The following is a 15268-nucleotide window of genomic DNA, read 5'->3' as shown; positions in this document are numbered from 1 at the left end:
CATACTTACTTACAGTTTGTAGCTTTAACTAACACGCTTCTTGTTTTACCTTTAGGTAATTAAACAAGGAGCGTGCTTTATGTTACTTTTCAATACGAGTGAATCATTTCCACATTTTGCACAAATAACACGCTGCCCTCACTGCCAGAGCGACGCCTACCATTTAGTAAATAAAAGCCGCTATTTACGATTTAGCATTTTACCTATGCTTGCCTTAAAATTAAGCTATAAACGCGAGTGCTATCAATGCGGAAAAAGCGAACCTGTTAAAATACCGCAACTACCGTTAATAGAAAAACTAAGCCTACCTAAATACTTTATTGGCGTATTTTTATTGCTTTGGATTGTTTCGTTTTTTTATCAACAACACCTTGATACCGAGACTCAAAAGCAAAGCTATTTGAATACACCTAAAATATATGACACCTACTTAGTACACGCCGACAAATTTACACACGAACCCTGGACCCTAACCAATTTAAGAATTGCTCAAGTTTTAAGTTTTGACAAGCAGTTTATTACCTTTCAGATAAGCAACTACAGCTATAAACGTAATAATAGTATTACCTTGGCAATGCGTACCAGCCAACTAATTCAAGACAATTACTTCTCCACTAAAACAATCACTCTCCCTCGTGATGAAGTAAAGCGTTTGTATAAAGACGAAGCTATTTATGACGTGCTGCGACCTTATGCCAACAGCCTTTATGGCGGGTTTGTGATGTTTCCTCCCAAACCTAAGCCACTATATAAAGGTTTAAAACTCGATAAAAACAATCAACAAGGCATTATTTATTTTAAAGATAAGTTGTTTTTTGAAGCATTTAATAGCTTTAAGCTAGCTGCTGAAGCGGGTTCTCAATGGGGGCAATTAAATTTAGCGCAAATGTATCGTGATGGTCAGGGAATAGCTCAAAATTATCAACAGGCTATTTATTGGTATAAAAAGGCCATTGAGCAAAAAAATACTAAAGCACAATTTGAATTAGAATCGCTTTGTAAAATAGCTAACTGTGAATGAGTGAATTTAAATATAGCTGGCGCAACAAGTACGCCAGCTATAAACTATTTTTTAAATAACTTTGTATAACTTACATGTATAAGCACAACAACTAAGCCGGCAATAACACCTAGCAAACCATCAAACAAGAGAGGCGCTAATACTTCTCCTGTGCCGCCAGCAACAGACTGAGCATAGCTTGTTACATCCACTTGAGTATGATGCAGTAACTCAACACCATGCACTAAAATCCCGCCGCCTACTAAAAACATTGCAATGGTGCCCGCAAATGCTAAAAACTGCATCAACCTAGGCGCTGCTGCGAGTAAGCCTTTACCAAGTAACTCTTTAAATTTATTAGCTGACACTTTAGATTGGTTGAGTAAATAAAGCCCGGCATCATCCAGCTTTACAATACCGGCCACTAAGCCATAAACGCCAATCGTCATTATAATTGCGATAACACAAAGCACTAAAGCTTGGTTAAGTAATGTAGCGCCTGCCACAGTGCCTAAAGTAATAACAATAATTTCGGCAGAAAGAATAAAGTCGGTTCTTATTGCCCCTTTTATTTTTTGTTTTTCATACTCAACTAAATCTAATTTTTCATCTTCATCTACCACTTCATTGTGATGAGGCAAAAACTTAGCAAATACTTTTTCAGCTCCCTCAAAACACAAAAACAAACCACCCATCATTAAAAGCGGTGTTATTAACCAAGGCAGCCATACGCTTATTAATAAAGCAGCGGGTACGAGTATCGCTTTATTTAAAAATGAGCCCTTTGCCACAGCCCAAACAACCGGTAATTCACGCTCTGCTGCAACACCTGTAACCTGCTGTGCATTGAGCGCTAAGTCATCGCCTAATACACCCGCTGTTTTTTTTGTTGCTACCTTACTCATTGTCGCAATGTCATCAAGTAAAGTGGTTATATCGTCTAATAACGTTAAAAGGTTAGTGCCTGCCATAAAGCTTCCGAGCTCAAAAAATATTGCTATAAACATAACGTAAAGCGCTACTTTCACCAACGGTTAATTTTGCTTTGTTATTCTTACATTAGATTAAAATTTTGCCCTGTGTTTTAACTAACTTTTAAAGAAGATGGGAGGAAAAATGAAAGTATATTTAGCATTAATCGCTATTTTACTAAGCTTAACCGCATGTAGTGATTTACAAACCAGTACTGCTTACCAATGCGATGATGAGAGCGTAAAACTCAATATCATTAATAATTCTGAAGCCGAACTTATCTTTAACAATAAAATGCATGTACTTAATCACGAAAAAAGTGCATCAGGGAATAAATATATAAGTGAAGAGGTACTGTTTTGGGGTAAGGGAAATGAAGCCATGCTAATCATTGCTGGTAAAAAAAGACAGTGCATCAAGGTTTAACACAAAACCAACCAATAAATTACAGCAATGCTACAATAATTAAAGACCCATTATTGTGATGAAGTTATGCGTTCAATTGCGATCAAACATAAAATAATTTTAGCTTTTACAGCCATTGGTTTATTGGTGCTAACAAGTAGTGTGTTTTTTTATTGGTCATTAAACAAAATTAGCGTTAACAATACCCGAACCGAAAAATTAGCAGTTCCGGTACAACAGTTCAGTAAAGATTTAAGGCTATCATTACTGTCTATTACCAAATTTAATGCCTTAGCTTACAGCCAAGCAAACCTTGATTTACTTCAACAAAATAAAAAACAGGCGCAAGCTGAACAACAACAATTTAGCGATATGCTCAATTCGTTAAGCACTCAACTAAATCAACAAATAACAATGCAAAATTTACTCACCAGTACCAACGCAGGCTTCGAGCAACTGACTAAAGTAAGTGTCGCAATGTTTAGTGCTAAAGAGAGTAAGTTTGTAGCGCAAAATTCCACCATAGAATTATCAGCAACGTTTAACGAGCAACTTTACAATTTAAGTTCTAACTTACTTGATATAGAACTTTTAGAAGTGCCTGCAAAACAGCAGGCGCTACTTAATGCGATGTTTGGAACAGCGACCCGTATAGATGATTTATTGTTTAACTTAAGCAATAATATAAAAAGCATTACTCAAACTACAAGTATCAATGATTTAAATAGCCATCAGCAAGATACCCTATTTCTACTAGATAACATCCAACCTAATTTCACCTATTTAGAGCAACAAGCGCTACCTTTTAATAATGCGTTTAATGCTAAAAATTTAACGGCTAAATTTAATCAATTAAGAGAGTTACTTAACAACGATACAGGAATTTATGCCCAACAAAATAAAGTACTCAAAAGTACTATTGCTGCGGCTCAAAATTTTGAACACTTTCAACAGCAATTTATAACAACAGAAGGTCAGCTTATTGAACTTAATAAATTGGCTGATGAGCGCTTTAATGCCTTACAAACTAATGCAAAGGCCGCCATAAATACAGGGATTAGTTCTGTAGTAATTATTACGCTTGTTTTAATTATATTGATTATCGCTATCTCTATTTTTACAACTCGCGCAATGCTAAAACCGCTTAAAAAAGTAAACCGCGATTTAGCCCGAATCGCCTCAGGTGATTTATCAAAGCGAAGCCATCCGCGCAGTAAAGATGAATTTGGTACTTTGCTAAATAACATAAATAAACTCAGTGAAGACCTTACCCAGTTAATTGGCGCAATTAGTAGTGACGCCCATGAACTAGACCGCAGCGCTATTAAAACCAGTGAAAAAGGTCAGCAAATGACGGTTGTTGCACAACAGCAGTTGGAGCGAAGCGCGCAGGCAACATCGCTTGCACAAAATATGCTAACCAACTCACAAGCGGTTTATGAACAAGCAGATAAAACATCAAGTGAAATAACCAATGCATCGCAATTTGCCAATGACGTAAACAAGATTGCTAATAAAAATAGTCTAAGTATAGAAACTTTATTACAGCGCCTTGATAAAGCAGTAGGCAGCACTGAGGAACTAGCCCAACACACTCAGCTTATTGAAGCCATTGTTGAAACAATTAGCAGCATTGCCGAGCAGACCAACTTATTGGCACTCAATGCTGCAATTGAAGCAGCGCGAGCGGGTGAAAACGGACGCGGGTTTGCTGTAGTTGCTGATGAGGTTCGATCATTAGCTGCACGTACACAGACCTCGACTAGCGAAATAAACACCATGATCCAAACATTGCAACAGCACACTCAAACAACTCAAGAACACATTACCGATGGCCAACACCAAGCCAAGCAATGTGTTAAAAACAGCACTGAACTAAATAAAGCCGTAGAGCGTATTAAAAGCACATTGTTGTCTGTTAATCAGATGAGTGAGCAGATTGCTCATGCATCACATGAGCAATTGACTAACAGTAACGACATTCAACAAATAATGGCCAAGGTGACAGAGCAAGCAACCTTGAATGCCAAAAACGCGACAACCCTAGCAAGCGAAAGTGAAGACGTAAATCAACTTGCACACTCCTTAACAAGTGCCGTAGAGCGCTTTAAGTTTTAAGTGCAAGTAATGACTTGGCTTGCATGAAATGGGTATAATACTTCAACTCTTTTGCTTAATAGCGGCCCACAATGAAATATAAAGATCTACGTGATTTTATCGATTTGCTTGAAAAAAAAGGCGAACTTAAACGTATCACCCAAGAAATCGACCCGTATCTTGAAATGACCGAAATATCTGATCGCACATTGCGTGCAAAAGGCCCTGCGTTATTATTCGAAAATCCAAAAGGCTACGATATGCCGGTGCTTACCAACTTATTTGGTACACCAAAACGCGTAGCAATGGGCATGGGCCAAACAGACGTTAGCGAGCTGCGCGAAGTAGGTAAACTACTCGCTTTTTTAAAAGAGCCTGATCCACCAAAGGGTATTAAAGAAGCTTTAGGCGCTATACCTATTTTTAAGCAAGTGCTTAATATGCCAGCAAAAGAAGTTAAAAAAGCGCCTTGCCAACAAGTAGTTTTAGAAGGTGATGATGTAGACTTAACTAAATTACCTATTCAACATTGTTGGCCAGGTGATGCAGCGCCATTAATTACTTGGGGCCTTACAGTTACTAAAGGGCCTTATAAAAAGCGCCAAAATTTAGGTATTTATCGCCAGCAATTATTAGGCAAAAATAAAATAATTATGCGTTGGTTGTCGCATCGTGGTGGCGCGCTTGATTTTCAAGAATGGTGTAAAGAAAACCCAGGGCAACCTTACCCTGTCTCGGTAGCACTAGGTGCCGATCCAGCTACTATATTGGGTGCAGTAACGCCTGTACCCGACACATTAAGCGAATATGCATTTGCTGGTTTATTACGTGGTAGCAGAACCGAAGTTGTAAAATCTATTTCAAATGACCTACAAGTCCCTGCCAGTGCAGAAATAGTACTTGAAGGTTACATTATGCCAGGTGAAATGGCGCCAGAAGGCCCTTATGGTGACCATACCGGTTACTATAATGAAGTAGATGACTTTCCAGTAATGACGGTAACTCACTTAACGCATCGTAAAGATCCTATTTATCACAGCACATTTACTGGCCGTCCGCCTGATGAGCCTGCAATTTTAGGTGTAGCACTTAATGAAGTGTTTGTGCCGATATTACAAAAGCAATTTCCTGAAATCGTCGACTTTTATCTGCCGCCTGAAGGGTGCTCGTACCGTATGGCGATTGTAACAATGAAAAAACAATATCCTGGCCATGCTAAGCGCGTGATGATGGGAGTTTGGTCGTTCTTACGTCAGTTTATGTATACCAAGTTTGTAATTGTGTGCGATGACGATATTAATGCCCGTGATTGGGAAGATGTTATTTGGGCTATAACAACCCGAATGGATCCTGCTCGCGATACAACATTAATAGAAAACACACCTATTGATTATCTCGATTTTGCATCGCCAGTCTCTGGCCTTGGTTCAAAAATGGGAATGGATGCCACCAATAAATGGCCTGGCGAAACCACCCGCGAATGGGGCGAGCCTATTGTTATGGATAAAGACACCAAAGACCGCGTAGATGATATTTGGGAAAGCCTTAATATTCTTTAAGTGTTTATATGTAAGTACATAACAGGCTATAAAATAACCCTGCAGATATGCTAGAATCGAGTCATTCGATTGCGTATCTGCTGTTTAAAGCGCTGCTAAAAGGTAAAAAATGCAAACATTAAAAGCTGAAGTTGTAGCTATCAGCCCACTTACAGAATTTGTTCACAAAGTAATTTTAAAGCCACAACAACCTGTGACCTTTGAAGCTGGCCAATACATGCAACTCGTATTGGGCGAAAAAGACAAACGTGCTTTTTCTATAGCTAGTCGCCCTTCACAGTGCGATGCAATAGAACTGCATATTGGCGCGTCAGGTGCCGATTCGTATGCAATGCAATCGCTGGAACATTTACGAAACGCCCATACCACTGGGCAGTTAGTAGACATTGAAGCTGGCTTGGGTATTTCACAGTTGCGCCTGCAATGTGAGCGCCCTATTATTTTACTTGCCGGTGGCACTGGTTTTTCATACGCAAAATCAATGGCTGATCACTTAGCTGAAATTAAGTGCGACCGTCCTGTATTATTTTACTGGGGTGTAAAAGAAGAGTCAGCTTTATACGCACATACAGAAATGCAAACATGGGCCGATAGCCACAAAAACTTTGAGTTTATCCCTGTGGTAGAAAATCCATCTGCTAATTGGCAAGGTCACACTGGCTATGTACATAAAGCGGTAATGCAAGATATTGTATCACTTGAACCATACGATATTTATATGGCCGGTCGTTTTGACATGATAGGTATTGTCCGTGATGACTTTATTACTCATGGTGCAATTCGTGAAAACATGTACGCAGATGCATTCGCATTTATCAAATAATTGAAATTAACTTTCAGTTATGAATAAAGGCACCTAATCGGTGCTTTTATTTTATATAACAACAAATACTTAATAGTTAAAACCTATCAATCTCATCAACATAAACAATTTCCTAAATCCCTATCTATAAACCATACTTTGTATAGAACATCAGCGGGAGAGACCCAAATGCTAAATACAAAAGTAAAAGATTTTATGCAACGCAAGTTGCCAAATATCACACCAGATACAGAAATGACGACAGCCATAGCAGAACTACAAAAATTTAAACTACTTGGCGCACCAGTATTTGATAAAGATAAATGCCTAGTCGGATTTATATCTGAGCAAGAACTATTAAAACCACTTACGCAAAGCAGTTATTTTTGTGATGGGATGGTTAAAGTATCGCAACTTATGCAAACAAAGGTAGTGACCGTTAGCGGCGATACCAATATTATTGAGCTTGCAGAGCAAATGCAGCCCGGTAAACCAAAAAACTACCCTGTTGTAGAGGGTGTTAAAGTAATCGGCATGATCAGCCGAGCTGACGTACTTAAAGCACTTTACGATAATTATATAAGTTGCCAAACGCGTTAATTAAACTGACATTACAAATACAAAAATGCCGCTTATATAAAGCGGCATTTTTAATATTCTTAAATTAACGTGCGCTAACGATTGCTGAAAGTTCTTTTTTATCGCCATCGCTTAAAAATGCTATTTCTAATGCATTTTTTTGGGCTTTTTCCATATCAGCTTGAGATAAGCCAGCTTTAGGTGCTGCAACGGTATATTCGTACTCAATTTCAATGCCTTCAACCGCAGGGTCATCAGTATTAATACACGCTAAAATACCGTGATCTAAAAACTGTTTAAGTGGGTGCTTAGCTAAATCGTTTACTGTACTGGTTTGAATATTACTTGTTAAGCACGACTCAATGCCAATACGGTTATCGCGTAAGTAATCCATTAGTTTTGGATCTTCAATAGCTTTAACGCCATGCCCTATTCGGCTTGCACCTAGCTCATTAATTGCTTGCCAAATACTTGGAGCACCGAGTGCCTCTCCAGCATGAATAGTCGAAGCTAAATAAGCATTTCGTACTTGTTTAAAGTGCTCTACAAACAACTCACCAGGAAAGCCAATTTCGTCACCGGCTAAATCAACAGCAACTAAATCATTTTTAAATGCGAGTAAAGCATCAAGCTCTTTTTGACATGTTTTTACGCCATAAGTACGCGATAAAATACCAATCAAGTTAGCTTTTATATTTGCATCCTTTGTTGCTGATTTAATACCATCAACAACCGCCTCTACAACCCCTTCTGGGTGTAAACCTTGGCTTTGTGCCATGTAGTAAGGGCTAAATCGAAGCTCTACATAATCAAGGCCTTGTGCTTGTGCATCTTCAATGTTTTCAATCGCTATGCGTCTACACGCATCGTAGTCGCCAAGTACAGTGACACCCCAATCTAACTTTTGTAAAAAAGCCATAAGGTTTGGCTCAGGGTCAATAACTTGAACATGAGGAATTAATGCCTCAACGTTATCTGCAGGTAACTCTATATTAAACTGACGACCAAGTTCTAATATGGTTTGCGCACGTACATTACCATCTAAATGACGGTGAATATCTAGCAAAGGTAATTTTCTATTGATCATAATAGCAACCCAGTTTAGTTAAATTTGCGCGCATGATACGCAGATATAGTTATTTTTCAAGTCTATATGGTTTGCGTTAAGTTTAAGCGGTCATATGTCTGCTTTTTGTGCAAAAAATAACGTTACTTATTTATTTGATAAATAATGCCAAAGAGTTTTAAAAAGCGTATTTGCATCAATAGGTTTGGTAATATAACTATTCATTCCAGAGGCTAATGCCTTTTTAACGTCATCGTCATGGGCGTTCGCCGATAGCCCTATTATGGGTAAATCAATTAACCCTAAATCACAACGAATTACTTTTGTTGCTTGGAGTCCATCCATTTTTGGCATCTGAATATCCATAAGAACAATGTCGTAGCTATTTTCGGTTAGCTTTTCTATGGCTTCAAAACCATCATTAGCAATGTCGGCAATACACCCTTTTGTTTTTAAAATGGCACTGGCAACATGCTGGTTAAGTGGGTTATCTTCGACTAAAAGTAACTTATAGTTTGCGAATGATAAGGTACTTACATCTATTTCGTCGTATTGCTGTTGAATTTGCTCTGCCTTTGGTAAAGGCGATATAAGCGGCAAACTAAATGTAAATGTAGAACCTTTGCCTTCATAACTAACTAAATCAATTGCACCACCCATTAACTCAACCAGCTTTCTGCAAATACTTAACCCTAAGCCTGTACCACCATATTGACGTGAGGTTGAGCTATCGGCTTGCGCAAACGGTTTAAACAATTGTTTTTGTGCTTCGCTACTAATACCAATACCCGTATCGTTAATACTAAAGTAAGTCATTTTTTTCGACTGCCAAATTTTCAGAGTGATCTCACCTTCCCCTGTAAATTTAACCGCATTATTGAGCAGATTCAGCAGCACTTGTTTTAAGCGGATTGGATCGGTATTAATGACCAAATTTGATGTTTTATCAAAATCGAGACTTAACTTTATTGATTTAATGTCAGCTTCAAACTGAAGTAAATTAAGCATTTCATCCGCTAAACTCGCTACGTTAATAGGCTCTTGCATTAAGTCTAGCTTGCCTGCTTCCATTTTTGAAAAGTCGAGCACATCGTTTAATACCCGCAGTAAAACACCCAGTGCTCCATCTGCTTGTTCAATGTAACTCCTTGCTTGTTGCCAATCATTCTGTTGCAGCGCTAAATAATGCAGCCCTTTTATACCGTTAATAGGGGTGCGGACTTCGTGACTCATGTTTGCTAAAAACTGTCCTTTAATATGACTCGCTTCATCTGCTTTTTGTTTTTCTTTGCGTAATGTATGCGTTTGCTTAGCCACTTGTTCGCGAATTTGTATGTTTGTACCTGTAACTGAAATCAAAAATGTAATCAGTAACCACACAAACAACATACCTACTATTTGTGCAAGCCAATACATTAACCAAGACGTTCTAACTATTGGTTCATATAACTCGACCTGCCACATGCGTTTGCCAATCAACAATTGATATTCTTTAAACAGCGTTTGCGAGTTATCGGTATCGGCAATATAAATTGCCTGCTTTTTCCCTGGTATCGTTGTATCAAAAAAACTGACTGAAATTGAGTTGTTGTGATCAAATAATAGTGTTTGCGATAAGCGTTTCAGACTGACAATCGCAGCCACAAAACCTTGAAAATCATCTTCGGTAGACGACTCTCCAAAAACAGGATATAAAAAGAGTACACCGTCTTCAGCTGTATTTTGGACTAAATTAATTGGCTCACTTAGTGCAAGTTCATTAAGCTCTTTCGCTTTGCTAAGCGCTGCACCTCTTACTTTACTAGAAGCTAAATCAAACCCTAAAACACCTTCATTATCTTTTAAGGGATATACATATTTTACAGGAAAGTAATTACTACGAGTACCTGCAGGTTGCCAACCTCCATCAAGTGACTTTTCTTTTATATATAAAGGTTTGCCTGTGGCTGTATTTTCATGTGTTTCAAAATCTGCGAGTTTATTTGCTGGTACATAAGGTATCCATTCAAATGCTAAAATTTCTTGGCTATAGTCCAACTGCTTTGAAGTAAATTGTTTAAACTCTTTAAAGTTCACGTCATTACTACTAGCAAAAAATGTAGCTAACAATCCTAAGTGAGCAGTAATACCATCGAGCTTCTGGCTTATAGCATTTTGCACAGTAAGTATTTTGGCTTCTTGCTTTTGAATGTCTTTTTCTTTTTTAACACTGGCAGCGCCATAAAAACTAACGCTGATTAGTATATAAATTAATAGTGAAGGTAAAATTACCAACATACGGTGGCGTACTTGCGTGTAATTAAAGGCTGCGAGCATGAGTGGAGTAAATATAAGTACACCGATACTGTCGCCAATCCACCATGCTATAAAGCTATCAAAAATAGCATGCGTAGGGATCACATTATTCAATGCTAATAAACTAGTTCCCACACCTGCAGCAATAACACAGCATATTGGTCCTGCTACTATTAAGCTCTGCACACTGTGTTTTAAAGAAGATAAATCTAGTGGAGCCTTTATAACATTTACTATAATTTGACGACCAATCCAAGCCTGTAAAACAGAGGCTAAAGTGACGCAAATAGCTTGTAAAAGCACATTAAAATGAAGAATATCTACGGTGTTATCAAGATGAATTAAGTTAGTACAGAAAGCACCAAGAATAAGGCCAATAAATGACTTACGTCCCCAAATTAAAAAGCTCGCTAAAGCAATTCCTGAGGGCGGCCAAGAGGCGACCGCATAGCCATCTACAGAAAGAAGTGAGTTGCTAAAATACCCAGTAAAAAAGTAAGCACAAGCCAAGCTAAGGGTTAATATTAAAAACTTTCTCAATGCTTGTGCTCCTGAACTACAAAAAATGCTAAGTAGTTATAGTGTAGTCATTTATTGATATAAAACGAGCGCCTTTTCTGCTTGTGCACTATTTTTATAACTTAAAACAGCTTGTTCAGAGAACTGTTTTTTATTGTCACTATTCAGTGCTTTATCAAAAATTCTAGCTGCTAAGTCATAATCACCTTTAGCATTAGCAAGGCAAGCCAGCGCAAGTAATAGTGAATTATTTGAATCATCCTTTTTAAGGCGTTCTTGTATGTTTATTTGCAACTTAGGCGCATCGGCTGCTGTTGCTTTACTTAATATATTGGCAAGCTCTAAGTGTTGCTCATTGTGCTTAACCATTTTAATTAAGTCACTTTCAATAGCAGCCAATTGACCTGCTTGCGCCATTTGCATTAAATATGCGGTGTGGGCATGAGCTTGCAGCTTTTTAGGTAGCTGTTTATATTTTTCACTCAGTTTGTCTGCATCTAACGCATTAAAGTAGGCACTAAATAACTGCGTCCACTGTGCATCAGTAAGTGCTTTTTTGCGTAATAAACGCGGCAAAAAATCTTCCAGCGCACTAAAGTGTTGTTGCTGTACTAATACTTCTGCATAAAGTTTTAACTCAAGTGCGGTGGCTTTTTTAGCTTCTGCGCTAATACGCATTTGTGATTCAATCGCGCTACTGTCGCCACTTGCCAACCATAGCTTTGCTACTTTTAATTGATGCTCTGGGCTTATTTCAAATAAACGCTCAAGTGCTTTATCTGTTTGATTATTAGCAAGCGCTGCTTTTGCAAGTAATGCTAAGCGAATATCTTCAAACTTATCTGGTACGCTATTACCCGATAGAGCCTGCTCTACATGCTCATAATCATCATTAATAGCACTCCACAGAGCCTGCTCAATAGCTACTTGTTTGCGCTCTTGGCTACGTGCAAAAAAGCCATGTTTAGTATTATGATAAATCGATAATAAGTAGCGGATTAGCTTATATGTAATAAATACGATCGCAGTAATAACAATCACTGTACCGCAAAAAGCAATCATAGTGCCCTCAACTGTATAGTTATTAAATGAGAAAAGGACATAACCTTTCTCATTTATAACGTAAGGAGCTACACCAATAACAAGTACTAACGCAATAACCAGTATTATTAGCCCTATCATTGTACCCACTCCTTAACCTGCTGTGTACTTTGAAGTGTTACTTTAGGGTTAAAGTTAAGTGATTCTTTTTCAAGATTAGCTATTGATTTTAAAACCCTTTGTGTAGCGTTATCGTCTTTCTTAAAATACTCATCAACTAAGCGTTTTGCTTCACTTAAAGTACTAAAGTAAATACTAGCTTGTTTACTAAGTAACGCATCTTGTGCCTGAGTAATATAAAGCTTAATACGTTGATTAACGAGGTGACGCTCTTGCTCATCAAGAAATGGAGCAACTACTCCTCCTTCTCGGTGGTGAAGTGTTAAAAAGCTGTCTAAGAAGCGACCCCAGCTGTTATTTAAATTCTGCTGCCAATCATTTATGTCTTCACTTAATACATTTTCATCTACTTCGCTAACTTCTTCTGGCAAATTAACTGCATTAAAAACTAAGTCGTCAATACTGCTTAGTACACTGTTTAGCTGTAAATAAATAGCCTCTGTTGCTATAGGTTTAAGGCTATCAAGTGTTTGTATGTCTTGCATAATAGCTTGGCGAACTTCAACTGTTCCTGGGTGTTCGCTAAGTAATGCATCTAAGCGCTTTAAAACAGCACTAGTGCCTTGGTAATCTTTTTCAGCCCATAGTTTAAATTCAGCCATACGCTGTAAGCTGGTTACTTCTTGTGGGTTTAAAGACGAGCCTTGTTGCTGCGCTTTTTGCAGGGCTGCTTTTAGTTCTTGCTGATTTTGAGCTGCACTTTCACTTAGGGTTGCGGCTACTTTTTTCTCACTATTAAACAGCGCTTGCTGCAAATTAGATTGCGCCGATTTAAGTGCTTGCAGCTCTTGAACGAGTAACTTATTTTGCTCGCTTAACTCATTAACGGCTAGGTTTTGCGCCTTACCAGCATTTAATTTTTGATAAAACTCGTATCCAACACCAGAGGCCACAATTAACGAAATAAGAAGCGCAAGTGCTGCAACCTTACTTACCTTTTGTTTGTTTTTTTCTGTCGTATTTTTTGTAGCTGCTGGCTCTTGCTTAGCTGATTTAGCTGAGGCCGGGTTAGCTATTGTTGATGTGGCTTTTTCTGCCGTAACTGGCTTTGACTGTTCGCTCATGTTGCTACCTTGCTGATTTATGCAGGTAAACATAGCATTATCGCTAGCCCCTGCTGCAATGTGTATATTAGCCGAACTTACCTGTTGCAACTTTAAATAAGCGGCTATCCGCTCGCTTGCAACATAAAATCGGCACTGTTGTAACCATTGTAGTTGGTGTGCAGTAAGGCTTTTAAATATAGCATCAACTGCTGCATTACTTGTTATGACTATACCGTGTACATTCTGGCTTTTCCAGTGGTCTGTCCAGTTAGGGGTGATACTCTCTGTGGGTTCACGTTTGTACACAACACAATTATTTAAAAAAGCACCGCGCTCTTTTAGCGTTTTAGCTAACTCAGGGCGGCCACCTTGCCCCTTAACTAACACTATATTACTGCCATCAACCTCGGCGAGTGATTTGAGCGCAAGCAACCCTTCTGAATCATACTGCTTTGGTACTGCTGCGCGCACACCAAATTGCTCATATATAATGTCGGCTGTTTGTTGTCCAACCGCATAAAACTGCGCTTTGGTATTTATATCGGGTTTTAATTGCGAAAGTGCACTGACTGCATCTTGCGATATAAATATTATTTTATCTGCATTTAACAGCGGACTAAGTTCAGTGCTGGAGGGTGTTAAATGCGTTATTTTTAATACCGGAAATAAAGACGCCTGATAACCCGCTTGCTCAAGTTGCTGTGCAAGGGCTGCGCCTTTTCCTTCGGGCCGAGTTATCAGAATATGTGTCATTTATGCGTCTCTATAAACTTCAGCTAATATTTTGTCTGCGCCTTGAGCTAGTAATTTTTTAGCAAGCTCAATACCTAGTTCTTCTGCGTCATTTACATGACCTGTTACTTCGTCACGTAAAATTTCGCTGCCATCAACAGCACCCACTAAACCACGCAAATGTACCTGCTCGCCATCAACTAATGCATAAGCACCAATAGGAACTTGGCAACCACCTTCTAAATAGCGGTTCATCGAACGCTCTGCATTTACGCGAATACGTGTTTGGGTATGCTCAAGTGGTGCAAGTAATGCTTTTGTTACTTCATCATCAATACGACATTCAATACCTACAGCGCCTTGACCATTTGCCGGTAATGACACTTCTGGCTCAATGTAGTCAGCAATACGCTTACTCATTTTTAAACGAATAAGCCCCGCTGCCGCTAAAATAATAGCATCGTATTGGCCATCATCTAATTTACCTAAACGCGTATTTACATTACCGCGCAAATCACGAATATCTAAATCAGGGCGAAGTGCTTTAATTTGGCACTGGCGGCGTAAGCTCGAAGTACCCACAATGGCGCCCTGTGGTAGCTCGTTTAAATTTGCAAAATTGTTTGATACAAACGCATCACGCGGATCTTCACGCTCACAAATAGTATACAGCTCTAATCCTTCTGGGAACTCTACTGGCACGTCCTTCATAGAATGCACGGCAATATCAGCTCGGCCATCTAACATAGCTTGCTCTAGCTCTTTAACAAATAAGCCTTTACCGCCAATTTTAGCCAATGGCGTATCTAAAATTATATCCCCTTGCGTCGACATTGGGACTAATTCTACGCGCACATCTGCATGAAAACGCTCAAGCTCTGCTTTTACAAATTCGGCCTGCCAAAGTGCTAAGGCGCTTTTGCGCGTTGCGATGCGTACTAATTTTGTTTTTTCTGTCATAGGGGTATCCAATTA

General features: G+C 38.7%; 12 protein-coding genes. 6 read left to right on the top strand and 6 right to left on the bottom strand.

Going from position 1 to position 15268, the window contains the following annotated elements; all coding sequences use genetic code 11:
• Positions 1 to 79 precede the first annotated feature (79 nt).
• Positions 80 to 1021 carry a tetratricopeptide repeat protein gene (locus GQR39_RS15250; protein WP_024589662.1) on the top strand — a complete coding sequence of 314 codons (942 nt, stop codon included), beginning with the start codon at positions 80 to 82 and terminating at the stop codon, positions 1019 to 1021.
• 44 nt (positions 1022 to 1065) lie between these two features.
• Here GQR39_RS15250 and GQR39_RS15245 read toward each other — a convergent pair whose 3' ends face one another.
• Positions 1066 to 1971, bottom strand: a complete 906-nt coding sequence (locus GQR39_RS15245) for a DUF808 domain-containing protein (protein ID WP_024592606.1) — start codon at positions 1969 to 1971, stop codon at positions 1066 to 1068.
• A gap of 145 nt (positions 1972 to 2116) precedes the next feature.
• Between GQR39_RS15245 and GQR39_RS15240 the strand changes: the two genes are divergently transcribed.
• The 5 genes from GQR39_RS15240 (at position 2117) to GQR39_RS15220 (ending at position 7435) form a co-directional block, all read left to right on the top strand.
• On the top strand, positions 2117 to 2398 hold the full coding sequence (locus tag GQR39_RS15240) for an MliC family protein (protein WP_165736045.1): 282 nt from the start codon (positions 2117 to 2119) through the stop codon (positions 2396 to 2398).
• Positions 2399 to 2464: 66 nt separating this feature from the next.
• The gene (locus GQR39_RS15235; protein WP_165736044.1) at positions 2465 to 4495 is read left to right on the top strand and encodes a methyl-accepting chemotaxis protein; all 2031 of its coding nucleotides are present in this window, start codon (positions 2465 to 2467) and stop codon (positions 4493 to 4495) included.
• 71 nt (positions 4496 to 4566) lie between these two features.
• Positions 4567 to 6033 carry a 4-hydroxy-3-polyprenylbenzoate decarboxylase gene (ubiD, locus tag GQR39_RS15230; RefSeq protein WP_007580574.1) on the top strand — a complete coding sequence of 489 codons (1467 nt, stop codon included), beginning with the start codon at positions 4567 to 4569 and terminating at the stop codon, positions 6031 to 6033.
• A gap of 109 nt (positions 6034 to 6142) precedes the next feature.
• Positions 6143 to 6856: an NAD(P)H-flavin reductase gene (gene fre, locus GQR39_RS15225; RefSeq protein ID WP_024589658.1), complete on the top strand. Its 714-nt coding sequence runs from the start codon at positions 6143 to 6145 to the stop codon at positions 6854 to 6856.
• A gap of 168 nt (positions 6857 to 7024) precedes the next feature.
• Positions 7025 to 7435: a CBS domain-containing protein gene (locus GQR39_RS15220; RefSeq protein ID WP_024592608.1), complete on the top strand. Its 411-nt coding sequence runs from the start codon at positions 7025 to 7027 to the stop codon at positions 7433 to 7435.
• 64 nt (positions 7436 to 7499) lie between these two features.
• Here the strand turns inward: GQR39_RS15220 and add are convergent, their stop codons facing one another.
• The 5 genes from add to hemC all read right to left on the bottom strand — a co-directional run bounded on the left by add (position 7500) and on the right by hemC (position 15253).
• Entirely contained in the window at positions 7500 to 8501 is a 1002-nt protein-coding gene (gene add, locus GQR39_RS15215; protein WP_024592609.1) for an adenosine deaminase, read from the bottom strand.
• Positions 8502 to 8627: 126 nt separating this feature from the next.
• Complete coding sequence (locus GQR39_RS15210) at positions 8628 to 11315, bottom strand: CHASE domain-containing protein (protein ID WP_165736043.1); 2688 nt, start codon at positions 11313 to 11315, stop codon at positions 8628 to 8630.
• Positions 11316 to 11366: 51 nt separating this feature from the next.
• Entirely contained in the window at positions 11367 to 12476 is a 1110-nt protein-coding gene (locus GQR39_RS15205) for a heme biosynthesis HemY N-terminal domain-containing protein (RefSeq protein WP_165736042.1), read from the bottom strand.
• On the bottom strand, positions 12473 to 14314 hold the full coding sequence (locus tag GQR39_RS15200) for a uroporphyrinogen-III C-methyltransferase (protein ID WP_165736041.1): 1842 nt from the start codon (positions 14312 to 14314) through the stop codon (positions 12473 to 12475). The genes GQR39_RS15205 and GQR39_RS15200 overlap by 4 nt, the downstream gene beginning before the upstream one ends.
• Positions 14315 to 15253, bottom strand: coding sequence for a hydroxymethylbilane synthase (hemC, locus tag GQR39_RS15195; RefSeq protein ID WP_010554568.1), 939 nt, complete (start codon positions 15251 to 15253; stop codon positions 14315 to 14317).
• Positions 15254 to 15268: the final 15 nt, after the last annotated feature.

The sequence above is a fragment of the Pseudoalteromonas sp. C8 genome (assembly GCF_011378685.1).
Taxonomy (GTDB): domain Bacteria; phylum Pseudomonadota; class Gammaproteobacteria; order Enterobacterales; family Alteromonadaceae; genus Pseudoalteromonas; species Pseudoalteromonas arctica.
The sequence above is the reverse complement of the archived record's forward strand: the minus strand, read 5'-3'. Positions and strand labels throughout refer to the sequence as shown.